An 11,623-nucleotide genomic window follows, 5' to 3' on the forward strand; every position below is an offset into this window, starting at 1 on the left:
GCCCCTCAAGTCCCCCTTCTCCCTGCCGTCCGCGCTGAAGTTCGGCCTCATCTTCCTGGCGCTCCAGGTGGTGGGCACGGTGGGCCAGACGCTGCTGGGCCGCTGGGGCTTCTACGCGGTGAGCGCCCTGGGCGGACTGGTGTCCAGCGCGTCCGCGGTGGCCTCCGCCGCATCGCTGTGCGCCAACGGCACCATCTCCCCCACGACGGCCGGGGTGGGCGCCATCATCGCGTCGCTCGCCAGCGCCGCCATCAACTTCATCCTGGTGGCGCGCGTGTCCGAACAGCGCTCGCTCACCCTGCGGCTGGGACGCGCCCTGGGCGTCGTCATGCTGCTGGGACTCGCGGGGGCCTTCGTGCAAACGCACCTGCCCACGTTGCTGCCGGCGGGGCCCGGGGTCGAGGAGCTGTTGAAGCGCCGCGCCCCCGGACAGCACACCCCGGACTCGCCGCGGGATTGATGGGCCAGCGTGTCGCCGGATTGCCCCGACCCGCTTTGTCGGTCGGGCGCTCCCACGCCTCAGAAGCGGTCCGGCTCCGGCAGGGGCGGCGCGGCGGACAGGCCGCGCTCCGGCATCGGCGGGTGCAGGGGCAACTGGACGATGAAGCGCGAGCCGTGCCCGAACTCGCTCTCCACGCGCACGCGGCCGCCGTGGCCCTCCACCAGGCTCTTCACGATGGCGAGCCCCAGCCCCGCGCCGCCGAACTCGCGCGTGGAGCTGCCGTCCACCTGGTAGAAGCTCTGGAAGATGCGCTCGAACTCCTCGGTGCGGATGCCCACACCGGTGTCCTCCACGCTGATGCGGTAGCCGGGCACGCCCAGCTCCTGCTGCATCGCCGCGTCCGACAGCGTCACCTTCACCCGGCCGCCCGACGGCGTGAACTTCACCGCGTTGGCCAGCAGGTTCACCACCACCTGGCGCAGCTTGTCCAGGTCGCCCGCGAGCCTCGGCTGCGGCGTGTGCGGCAGCCGCACCTCCAGCTCCAAGCCCTTGCGCTGCGCCTGCGGCAGCACGCTGGAGACCGCCGTCTGGATGATGTAGCCGGGGTCCACCGGCGCCATGGACAGCCGCAGACGGCCCGCTTCAATCTGGCTCAGGTCCAGGAGCGAGGAGATCATCGAGAGGAGCGTTTCGCCCTTCTCCACGATGGTGCGCACGTACTGCAACTGCTCCGGGTTGAGCGGCCCCGCCAGCCCCTCCGCCATCATCTCCGAGTAGCCCAGGATGGACGCCAGCGGCGTGCGCAGCTCGTGGCTCACCGTGCCCAGGAAGGACGACTTCAGCCGGTCCAACTCCTTGAGCCGCGTGTTCGCCTGGAGCAGCCGCGCGTTCTGCGCTTCCAGCTCGCGGTGCACCTCCAGCGTGGACTCCAGGTGCAGGTGCGTGGCCAGGTACGACTTCTGTCCGCTGGCGACGAGCGCGCCCAGCACCAGGCCGAAGTGGCCCAGCACCTGCGCGGCGGTGCGCTCCGGGACGCGGCGCACGCGCGCCAGCAGCTCGTGCGCCCGCTCCAGGTCCAGGCCCTGGATGCCGGTGAGCGTGTCGGGGAAGTCCGCCAGCTCCTCGGGCGTGAAGGGCCCCAGGATGACCCGGCCCAGCAGGTCGCCATCCCACCGCACGGGCATCACCACGTAGCGCAGGCCGGTGAAGCACGTGAGCGCGATGAGGCCCGACGCCTCGGAGGCCTCTCCTCCGTCCGCCACGCGCCCGCCCGCCTCCGGGAGGACGGGGCCGTCCTTCACCCGGCCCACCATCGCGGTGCACGCATGCCGGCCGTCCGGGAAGGAGAAGACGTAGGCGCAGAAGTCGCCGTGGCCCACCTTCACGTCCGCCAGCTTGGTGCCGCGTACGTCCAGCACCTTGATGCCCACGCGGTACAGGTCGCTGAAGCCCTTCACCACCTCCGAGAAGGATGGCAGGTCCAGCAGGTCTCCCAACGACAGTCGCCGCTGGAGGGCGGACTCGCGGCGGGGCGCGCCCAGCGTGTCCCACGGGCCTCCCGACGGCGGGCCGCTCATTGCGGACTCCCGGTCGCCCGGTCGCCGGGCGGTGGACCGTAGCGCCCCTCCAGGGCCGTGCCGGCCAGGTCAACGTGCCGGAAGATCTGCCCCAGGAATTCATCCTCCGTGAGGCCCACGTTGCGCGACAGGTGGGCCCGCGCCTCCAGCGCGCGCCAGGCCGCCTGGGCCACGGCGTGGAAGGTCTCCACCACGCCCTCGCCCCGCACCGCCACCGAGCCCACCACCGGCTGCGTGCCCTTCTTCTGGATGTCCTCCAGCTCGGCGTCCGTGAGGCTGTCAGGCAGGTCGCGCTTGTTGAACTGGATGACCACCGGCACCTGCTGCGGATCCAGCTCCATCTCCCGCAGGTTCTCCTGCAGGTTGCGCCAGTAGGCGTTGTTCTCCTGGGACGCGTTGCGCCGGCTGTCCGCGATGAAGACCACCGCGTCCGTGCCCTGCAGCACCACCCGCCGGGTGGCGTTGTGGATGACCTGGCCGGGGACGGTGAAGAGCTTCACCTTCACCTTGAAGCCCGCCGACGTGGAGAAGAAGACGGGCAGCAGGTCGAAGAAGAGCGTCCGGTCGTCGTGCGTGTCCACCGACAGCAGGCGACCTCGCACGTCGGGCCGCGCCCGGGCGTGCAGCTTGCGCAGGTTGGTCGTCTTCCCGCTGAGCCCGGGGCCGTAATAGACGATCTTGAGCGTCAGCTCTCGCTGGGCGTGGTTCAGTTGCAAGGGGGAGGACTCGGACCGAGGGGGATTCGGTACCCGCTTTTTATAATGGCCCCACGCCCTGGGCGGAAGGCCGGTCGCATGCCGTACGACAGAGCGGTAAGCATCCTCCTGGAATGGAGCCCGCGCGAGTGGCGTTTCGAGAGATTCCCGCTCCTCGATCCAAGAGGAGGACGTCTCCCCACACGGAAAAGAGGACACTGTGCGCGGAATGATCGCGTGCACGGGTACGGGGTGACCGGTTAGGATCGCGGACGCGACGGAGGAGCAAGGCGATGACGATGAAGCAGGTGGATCCAGGCGTCGAGGTGGCCCCCACGCCGGTGATGGACGTGGCGAACCTCCCCAATGACCTGGTGAACGGGGTCAAATTCGGTCCGCCCACCGACGAGGACCTGACCGCGGTGTCGGCCCTGCGCTCCAACTCCGAGCCCTGGAAGGGACGTGGGGAGAGCCAGGAGGACAGCCTCAAGGCCCTCACCCAGCTCAAGCCCTTCCTCCATGTGGCCCGCGTGCAGAACCAGATCGTGGGCTACGTGACGGTGGAGCGCGACGGTCCGGTGCCCGGTGCGGCGTACCTGCGCAACATCGTGGTGAAGCCGGAGCTGCGGCGCCACGGCGTGGGCCAGAAGCTGCTCAACAAGGCGCTGGACGTGGCGCGCGACATGTACCGCAAGACCATCGCCCTGCGCGTGGACCCCGCGAACGCGCCCGCGGTGGGCTTCTACCGCAAGGAGGGCTTCACCACGGTGGCCACGGTGGTCTCCAAGAAGTCCGGCAAGCTGCGGCTCCTGATGTCGCGCGAGCTGTAGTCCCGCGCATCCGACGCGGAAGGTTGTTCCCGACGGGAGGGGCCCTCACACGGCCGCTCCCGTCGTGCTTTTCAGGGGCAGCCCCCCGGGTATTCCGCAGCGCGGCGGTCGACTATCCTGCGCGGGTTCCACCCCGCCGGGCCTGACGCACGGCAGCGGTGGGGCCACCCCCCCGCATGAAACCGCTCGCAGAGCTGCTGCGTCACCTGTCGCGTCCCGGAATCACCGAGCTGGCCCTGGCCAGTGGCCGTCCGCCCATGGTGCGAAACGCCACCGGCTACGAGCCCGTTGATCCCGGCGCCCTCACCACCGAAGAGCTCGTGAAGGCCCTCCAGGCCATGGTGGGCATGGCGCGAGCCTCCACGGTGTCGGAGACGCCCGTGCAATGGACGGTGAACGCCACCGGCCTGGGCGCGCTCTCCATCGCCGCGGTGCGCCGTGGCGAGCTGATGAACGTGCGCCTCACCAAGAGCACCGAGGGCGCGGCGCAGTCTGCTCCTCCGGCCGCGCAGGCCCCGGCGGCGGCTCCAGCGGCCCCCACGCGGACGCCCTACGGTGGCATGCCCGCCGTGTCGGCCCCCGCCGAAGCCATCGCGCGCACCGCCCAGGTGGGTGGCCCGGCCCCGGCCGCCGCGCGAGCCCCCGCTGCGCCAGCGGCCCCGGCTCGGGCTCCCGCGGTCACGGCGCCGGTGGAGGCCTTCGCCCGCGCGCCCAGCGCCGCGCCGCCAGCGGCTCCGTCCGCCGCCGCGCATGGGCACGCCGCACCGGTCGCCGCGCGCGCCATTCCCATCTCGCGGACGACCTCCGCGCCGGGCCGCGACCTGGCCGTGCTGCTGGAGCAGGCGCGCAGCATGCTCGCCAGCGACCTGCACGTGGTGGCGGGGCGGCCGCCGCTGTTCCGGCTCGCGGGGGAGCTGCAGCCCCAGGACACGCCCTTGTCGCCGGAGACGGTGGAGCGGCTGCTGCTGCCCATCATCCCGGAGCGCCTGCGCCACGTGCTGGAGAAGGACGGCAGCGTGGACTTCGCGCTGGACTCCGAGGACACCGGGCGCTTCCGCGTCAACGTGAACCGCCAGCGCACGGGCCTCAAGGGCGTCTTCCGCGTCATCCCCCGGGAGATTCCCACGCTGGAGTCGCTGGGTTTGCCTGCGGACATCGCCAAGGCGACGCACCACCACCAGGGCCTCATCGTGCTCACTGGCCCGTCGGGCCATGGCAAGACGAGCACGCTCGCGGCGCTGCTGGACATCATCAACCGCGAGACGACGCACCACGTGCTCACCGTGGAAGACCCCGTGGAGTACGTGCACCCGCGCAAGCGCGCCCTCATCAGCCAGCGCGAGGTGGGCAGCAACACCCGCACCTTCGCCAGCGCGCTCAAGGGCAGCCTCCGCGAGGACCCGGACGTCATCGTCGTGGGTGAATTGCGCGACACGGAGACGGTGCGCATGGCGCTCGCGGCCAGCGAAACGGGCCACCTGCTCATCAGCACCATGAACACGCCCAGCGCGGCGAAGACCATCGACCGGCTCATCGACCTCTTTCCCCCGGCGGACCAGGGCCAGGTGCGGCTGTCGCTCTCCAGCGGCCTGCGCCTCATCGTCAGCCAGCGGCTGATGCCCAGCGCGGACGGCAAGCGCATGGTGGCCGCCGCCGAGGTGCTCCCCGGCTCCATGGCCCTGGGCAACCTCATCCGCGACAACAAGACGTTCCAGATTCCGTCGCTCCAGCAGCGAGGCAAGTCGCTGGGCATCATCCGCTTCGAGGACTCGCTGGCGGACCTGGCGAAGTCGGGCAAGGCGACCCTGGAGACGGTGAAGGGCTTCGCGGAGAACCCGGACGAAATCGAGGCCATGGTGACGGGCAAGCGCCCCGGCGCTGGCGCCACCACCGTGCCCGCGCCCGCCACGCCCCAGGAGGGCGCGCGGATGCTGTCCAAGGTGGGCTCACTGCTTGGCAAGAAGGGCGCCTGACATGACGGACACACCTCGCATCGCGACCTGGTTCGACGTGCTGCTCGAAAAGAAGGGCAGCGACCTGCACATGGCCGTGGGCTACCCGCCCCTGGGCCGCATCCGTGGCGAACTGGTGCCGCTGCGCGACGAGCCCCTCACCACCGAGGAGCTGGAGTCGCTGCTCTTCGAGCTCTGCTCGCCCGAACAGAAGCGGCAGATCACCGAGGAGCTGGACCTGGACTTCGCCTATGGCTACGGGACGAAGGCCCGCTTCCGCGCGAACTACTTCTACCGGATGACCGGCATCGGGGCCGTCTTCCGCACCATTCCCAGCAAGGTGCTGTCGCTGGAGGACCTGAAGACGCCGGAGGTGGTGCGCAAGATGGCGGACCGCCGCAGCGGGCTGGTGCTGGTGACGGGCCCCACGGGCAGCGGCAAGTCCACGACGCTCGCGGGGATGATCAACCACATCAACAAGACGCGCGCTTCGCACGTGCTCACCATCGAGGACCCGGTGGAGTTCGTGCACGAGTCCCTCAAGGCCCAGGTCACCCACCGCGAGGTGGGTCCGCACGCGTCCAGCTTCGCCACCGCCATCCGCTCCGCCGGCCGCGAGGACCCCAACGTCATCCTCATCGGTGAGCTGCGCACCAGCGAGACGATGAAGCTGGCGCTCCAACTCGCGAGCTTCGGCGTACTGGTGTTCGCCACGGTCCACACCAACAGCGCGCCCGCGACCATCGACCGCATCATCAACACCTTCCCCGCGGACGAACAGGGTCAGGTGCGCGGCATGCTCGCGGAGTCGCTGGCGGGCATCGTCGCCCAGCAGTTGCTGAAGACCGCGGATGGCAAGGGCCGCGTCGCCGCGCTCGAAATCCTGGTGGGCAGTGCCGCCATCGCGGCGATGATCCGCGAGGGCAAGGTGTTCCAGATCGCCTCCAAGATGCAGGCGGGCCAGGGCCAGGGCATGCAGACCCTGGACATGCACCTGGAGCGGCTGGTGAAGGATGACGTCATCCTCCCGGACGCCGCGCTGGAGAAAGCCCAGGACAAGGAGAATTTCGTGAAGGTCATCCAGCGGCTGAAGCCGGACTGGGAGGTGCCGGAGACGCTGAAGGCGTGAGACGGGGAAGTCTCAAGGTTCGAGACGAAGCCGGCATGGGGGTGAAGGAATTTGCATTCGCCCCCCTACTTCGCGAATTGTTCGGCACTGAACCTGGACACCGACCGGCCCTGGAGCCGGAGTCCCACACTTCCGAGGGGGAAGTCAGCCATGGATGAACAGCAGCTTGAGATGATGCGGCAGATGCAGGAGCAGCAGAGCGCGGGCCCGGGCCCGCTGTTCTACATCTTCTACTTTGCCTTCATCGGCGCGATGATCGCGGGCCTGTGGAAGACGTTCACCAAGGCGGGCGAGCCCGGGTGGGCGGCCATCGTCCCCATCTACAACATCTACGTCATGACGAAGATCATCGGCCGTCCGGCCTGGTGGATCGTGCTGGCGCTGATTCCGTGCGTGAACTTCATCGCGCTCTTCATCATCGGCATCGACATGGCGAAGTCGTTCGGCAAGGGCACGGGCTTCGGCATCGGCCTGGCGCTGCTCGGCCCCGTCTTCTACGCCATCCTCGGCTTCGGCGACGCGCAGTACCAGGGCCCGGCCGCCGCGGGCGGTGGCGCGGCCACGGCGTAGTGTCCGCGGGACCTGGGGCTTCCCGGGTTCCGGAGCGACGGCGGTGAGCGGCCTTCTTCGGCCCTTCACCGCCGTTCGTGTTTTCGGGGAGCGCCCCGGGAGTGTCGTCCCCCGTCGGGTGGAGCGAGCCCGGGTGGATGCGCCCTCCCGCGAGGGCGGTATCTCCGCTAGAGCGGCGGGAATGACCGGCCCGGCCGCCCCCTCCCGTCCGCTTGCCGCGCCCCTCCGACGGCGCGCTCACGTCCTGCGAGGCATTGGAGTCTGCTTCAGGCTGGCGCTGCTGCTGCCCGGCATCGCGGCGGCGCAGGTGGAGGCACCGTCGTCCGAGGGAACCCAGGACCGCGACGAAGCAGGCGCACCCGTCAGCGCGGAGTCCACCCCCGCCGAACCCGAAGCTCCCGCCGAGACCCGGACCGTCGTCACCGCGACGCGCCTGCCGCGCCCGCTGCGTGACGTGCCCGCCACCACGGTGGTGATTCCCCGCGACGAAATCGAGCGCAGCCCCACGCTCACGCAGGACGCGCTCGTGCGCACGCTGCCCTCAGCGGCCACCTTCCGCCGCACGCCGTCCCTCGTCGCGGACCCGACCGCGCAGGGGCTCAACCTGCGCGGGCTCGCGCCCTCCGGCGTCGCGCGGGGACTGGTGCTGCTGGACGGCCTGCCGGTGAACGACCCCTACGGAGGCTGGGTGTTCTGGCGCGCCCTGCCCCGGCTGGGCCTGGACCGCATCGAGGTCGTCCCCACCGGCGGCTCCGCGCTCTACGGCAGCGCCGCGCTGGGTGGCGTCGTGCAGCTCATCTCCCAGCCCATCGTCGGGGTCATCGACGCGGACGTGTCGGTGGGCAACCAGGGCACCGGCTTCTTCGGCGCGCGCATCGCGGACCGCTGGAAGCGCGTGGGCATCTCCCTGGAGGCAGAAGGTCTCACCAGCGACGGCTACCGCATCGTCCCCGCCGACCAGCGCGGCTCCATCGACGCCAACACCCCGTCCAAGCACCTCACCGGGCAGGCGCGCGTGGAGGTGCAGGCCACCGACGACCTCCTGCTCACCGCCCGCGCCAGCCTGTTCCGAGAGACGCAGAACGGCGGCACCCGCTACACCGTCGCCAGCGTGGACCTCGCGTGGTTCACCGGCAGCGCCCGTCTGCGCACGCAGGACACCGGCACCTTCGAGCTGGGCCTCTACGGTCGCACCCAGCACTTCGCCCAGAACCGCGCCCGCGTCAGCGCGGACCGCGACTACGAGATCCGCTCCGCGTTCCAGGACGTGCCCGCCAACGACCAGGGCGGCTCGCTCGTGTGGACCGGACCCAACCTGACGCTGGGCGGAACGCACGTGCTCGCCGCCGGGGTGGATGCCCGCCGCGCCGCCGGCACCGCGCAGGAGCTGCTTTTCCCCGCCACGTACACGCCCACGTCTATCTACGCGCGCACCACCCGGGGCACGCAGCTTTCCGGTGGGCTCTTCGTGCAGGACCTCTACACGGTGTCCTCCGCGCTGGAGTTCGCCGGCACGCTGCGCTGGGACGTGTGGCGCAACCGGGATGGTTACCAGTTGGAGAGCCGCTCGGATGGCTACACCACCGCCACCGACTTCGCCCCCCGCACCGCCGGCCAGCTCAGCCCGCGGCTGGCCGCGCGCCTGCGCCCGCTGGACTGGCTCACCCTGCGCGCCTCCGTCTACCGGGCCTTCCGCGCGCCCACGCTCAATGAGCTGTACCGCCCCTTCCAGGTGGGCACCGTCCTCACCGCCGCCAACCCGGACCTGGACGCCGAACGCCTCTGGGGCACCGAGGCGGGCGTGGAGGCCCTGGGCCCTGGCGGCCTCATCGGACGCATCACCGGCTTCTGGAACGTGCTCGACGCGCCCGTCACCAACGTCACCCTGGCCACGCCCCTGCCCGACGGCACCACCCGCCAGCGTCAGAACCTGGGACAGGCGCGCGTGCGCGGCGTGGAGCTGGGCACGGACTGGCGCCCGGTCCGCCAGTGGACGGTGCTTGCCGCCTACACGTTCGTGGATCCCGTCGTCACCGACGCGCCCGGCCAACCGGACCTCGTGGGCCGCCAGCTTCCGCAGGACCCCCGGCATCGCGGCTCGCTCAGCGTCACCTTCGATGAGCCGTCCCTGCTCACCGCCACCGCGCAGCTTCGCGTCGTGGGCCCGCAGTACGAGGACGACCTCAACGCGCGCGGCATGGGAGGGGCCGCCATCGTGGACCTGTTCGTGAGCCGCCACCTCTTCTGGAAGGTGGCCGCCTTCGCCGCGGTGGAGAACCTGTTCGACCGCTCCTACCTCGCGGGCCGCGCGGGCGTGGACACGCTCGCCCCGCCCTTCCAGGCGCGCGTGGGCCTGCGCCTGCGCGACGGGTTCAACGAACGGTTCTCAGCGGCGGAACGGGGCGCACCGGTCCATTGAACCAGCGGCTCAGCTCCGTCGTGTCCTCCATCCGCTTCGCGGGCGGCAGGCTGGAGAGGAACACGCGGCCGTAGCCCTTCGTCACGATTCTGCGGTCCAGCATCGCCACGATGCCCCGGTCCGCCTGCGTGCGGATGAGCCGCCCGAAGCCCTGGCGCAGCGCCAGCGCCGCCTGCGGCAACTGGTACTGGTCGAACGGCTCCTCACCGCGCGCTTCAATCTGCCGGATGCGCGCGGCCACCAGCGGGTCCCCCGGCGACGCGAACGGGAGCCGGTCGATGATGACCAGGCTCAGCGCATCTCCGGGCACGTCCACGCCCTCCCAGAAGCTGTGCGCGGCGAAGAGCACGCTGGGCGTCTGGCGGAAGGACTCCAGGAGCTGCGCCTTGGGCCGCTCGCCCTGGAGCAGCGCCTGATAGGGCAGCCGCGTGGCGGTCAGCTCATACGCGCGCACCATGTTGCGCAAGGACGTGAAGAGCACGAAGGCGCGCCCGCCCGTGACTTCGCACAACTGGATGATCTCCTCCGCCGCCGCCTCGATGAAGCCCGGGGCGCTGGGGTCCGGCAGGTGCGTGGGCAGGTAGAGCGCGGACTGCCGGGGGAAGTCGAACGGGCTGGGCACCGCCAGCGTGCGCACGCGCGTCACCGGCTGACCCTCCTCGTCGTACATGCCCATGCGCTTGGCGAAGAAGTCGAAGCGGCCGTCCGCCGCGAGCGTCGCGGAGGTGAACACCACCGTGTCCAGCGCGCCGTAGAGCCGGTCGCGCAGCTCCTTCGCCACGTCGATGGGGTTCGCGCGCAGGAAGATGCCCTTGCCGCGCGCCTCCGCCCAGTACACGTGCTCGGAGGACTCCGCCTTCTCCAGGAAGGTGAGCTGCTCCACCATCTCCTCGGCGCGGCGGTGGATGGCGGCCAGCTCCGCCTCGCGCTCGCTGCCGGAGAAGGACGCCAGCGCGGACAGGCCCTCACGCACCTGCTCCAGCGCGCCGGACAGCTTGCCCATGGTCTCCGGGCGCAGCGCGACGGTGGACTCCTGGCTGGAGAACCCCAGCGCGCGAGGGGCCTGGAGGAACAGCGCGTCCGCGTGCGAGCGCACCCGCTGGGCCAGCGCCGCGAGCGTCGCGTGCCGCTCATCCTTCACCGGCAGGGCCGCCACCGCGTCGCGCGACAGCTCCTCCAGCCGGTAGTTGGAGACGCTGTAGCCGAAGTGGCCGCTGGCCACGTCCTCCAGCGCGTGCGCCTCGTCGAAGACGACGGCTTCGTAGAAGGGCAGCACGCCCTCGGTGCGCTTGCCGGAGCTGCGCAGCGCCAGGTCCGCGAAGAACAGGTGGTGGTTCACCACCAGCAGGTCCGCGGCCTCCGCGCGCTTGCGCATCTTCGTGACGAAGCACGTCTCATACTGCGAGCAGCGCGAACCCAGGCACGTCTCCGACGTGGTGGACAGCCGCGACCACGTGGCGAAGGACTCCGGCAGGTCCAGCTCCGCCCGGTCCCCCGTCTCCGTCTCCGTCACCCAGCGCTTGAGCAGCGGCCACTGCTTCGCCTCATCGCGCGAGACGAACTGCGGGTCCTTCTCGAAGGCTTCGTAGCGGTGCAGGCACAGGTAGTTGCCCCGCCCCTTGAGGTAGGCCGCCTCGAACTGGAGCCCCAGCTTCTCGCTGAGCAGCGGCAGGTCCTTGAAGAACACCTGGTCCTGCAGCGTCTTCGTCGCGGTGGACACCACCACCTTGCGGCCCGCCAGGAGCGCCGGCACCAGGTAGGCCAGCGTCTTGCCCGTGCCCGTGCCGGCCTCCGCCAGCAGGTAGCTGCCTTCGGAGAAGGCCCGCTCCACGGCGCGCGCCATCTGGAGCTGCTCCGGGCGGTGCTCGTACGCGGGCAGCGCCTGCTCCAGCGCGCCGCCAGGACCCAGCAGGCTGTCGACAGAGGGAGGACGGGGCGCGGGCGCGGACATGCGGCGTTCTACCAGGGGCAGGAGGGGCGAAAGGCGAGCGGCCCCGCAGGATAACAGC

General features: G+C 70.8%; 9 protein-coding genes. 6 read left to right on the top strand and 3 right to left on the bottom strand.

Annotated elements, in window-relative coordinates; translation table 11 throughout:
- Positions 1-460, top strand: a 460-nt coding sequence (locus D7X74_RS33005; RefSeq protein WP_233602362.1) for a DUF4010 domain-containing protein, incomplete at its 5' end; no start/stop codon positions are given.
- A 59-nt stretch (positions 461-519) separates the two neighbouring features.
- Here D7X74_RS33005 and D7X74_RS33010 read toward each other — a convergent pair.
- Both D7X74_RS33010 and D7X74_RS33015 read right to left on the bottom strand, forming a co-directional pair.
- The gene (locus tag D7X74_RS33010; RefSeq protein ID WP_120536984.1) at positions 520-2,019 is read right to left on the bottom strand and encodes an ATP-binding protein; all 1,500 of its coding nucleotides are present in this window, start codon (positions 2,017-2,019) and stop codon (positions 520-522) included.
- Complete coding sequence (locus tag D7X74_RS33015; protein ID WP_120536985.1) at positions 2,016-2,735, bottom strand: ATP/GTP-binding protein; 720 nt, start codon at positions 2,733-2,735, stop codon at positions 2,016-2,018. The genes D7X74_RS33010 and D7X74_RS33015 overlap by 4 nt, the downstream gene beginning before the upstream one ends.
- A 272-nt stretch (positions 2,736-3,007) precedes the next feature.
- On the opposite strand from D7X74_RS33015, the gene D7X74_RS33020 reads away from it, so the two are divergent.
- From D7X74_RS33020 to D7X74_RS33040, 5 genes are all read left to right on the top strand, one after another.
- Entirely contained in the window at positions 3,008-3,544 is a 537-nt protein-coding gene (locus tag D7X74_RS33020; RefSeq protein WP_120536986.1) for an N-acetyltransferase, read from the top strand.
- 176 nt (positions 3,545-3,720) lie between these two features.
- Positions 3,721-5,517, top strand: a complete 1,797-nt coding sequence (locus tag D7X74_RS33025; RefSeq protein ID WP_120536987.1) for a type IV pilus twitching motility protein PilT — start codon at positions 3,721-3,723, stop codon at positions 5,515-5,517.
- A gap of 1 nt (position 5,518) precedes the next feature.
- Positions 5,519-6,625, top strand: a complete 1,107-nt coding sequence (locus tag D7X74_RS33030; protein WP_120536988.1) for a type IV pilus twitching motility protein PilT — start codon at positions 5,519-5,521, stop codon at positions 6,623-6,625.
- Between the two features lie 150 nt (positions 6,626-6,775).
- A complete protein-coding gene (locus D7X74_RS33035; protein WP_120536989.1) occupies positions 6,776-7,195 on the top strand; it encodes a DUF5684 domain-containing protein in 420 nt (139 codons plus the stop codon).
- Between the two features lie 181 nt (positions 7,196-7,376).
- On the top strand, positions 7,377-9,614 hold the full coding sequence (locus D7X74_RS33040; RefSeq protein ID WP_120536990.1) for a TonB-dependent receptor: 2,238 nt from the start codon (positions 7,377-7,379) through the stop codon (positions 9,612-9,614).
- On the opposite strand, the gene D7X74_RS33045 is transcribed toward D7X74_RS33040, so the two are convergent.
- Positions 9,568-11,565 (bottom strand): ATP-dependent DNA helicase, encoded by a 1,998-nt coding sequence (locus D7X74_RS33045; RefSeq protein WP_120536991.1) that lies wholly within the window; start codon positions 11,563-11,565, stop codon positions 9,568-9,570. The two genes, D7X74_RS33040 and D7X74_RS33045, sit on opposite strands and share 47 nt — an antisense overlap.
- Between the last annotated feature and the right edge of the window lie 58 nt (positions 11,566-11,623).

The organism is Corallococcus sp. CA047B, from assembly GCF_003612065.1.
GTDB lineage: Bacteria > Myxococcota > Myxococcia > Myxococcales > Myxococcaceae > Corallococcus > Corallococcus praedator.

Coding starts and splice junctions, on each gene's coding strand:
- D7X74_RS33010 (WP_120536984.1), bottom strand. CDS start 2,019: ATGAGCGGCCCGCCGTCGGGAGGCCCGTGGGACACGCTGGGCGCGCCC.
- D7X74_RS33020 (WP_120536986.1), top strand. CDS start 3,008: ATGACGATGAAGCAGGTGGATCCAGGCGTCGAGGTGGCCCCCACGCCG.
- D7X74_RS33025 (WP_120536987.1), top strand. CDS start 3,721: ATGAAACCGCTCGCAGAGCTGCTGCGTCACCTGTCGCGTCCCGGAATC.
- D7X74_RS33030 (WP_120536988.1), top strand. CDS start 5,519: ATGACGGACACACCTCGCATCGCGACCTGGTTCGACGTGCTGCTCGAA.
- D7X74_RS33035 (WP_120536989.1), top strand. CDS start 6,776: ATGGATGAACAGCAGCTTGAGATGATGCGGCAGATGCAGGAGCAGCAG.
- D7X74_RS33040 (WP_120536990.1), top strand. CDS start 7,377: ATGACCGGCCCGGCCGCCCCCTCCCGTCCGCTTGCCGCGCCCCTCCGA.
- D7X74_RS33045 (WP_120536991.1), bottom strand. CDS start 11,565: ATGTCCGCGCCCGCGCCCCGTCCTCCCTCTGTCGACAGCCTGCTGGGT.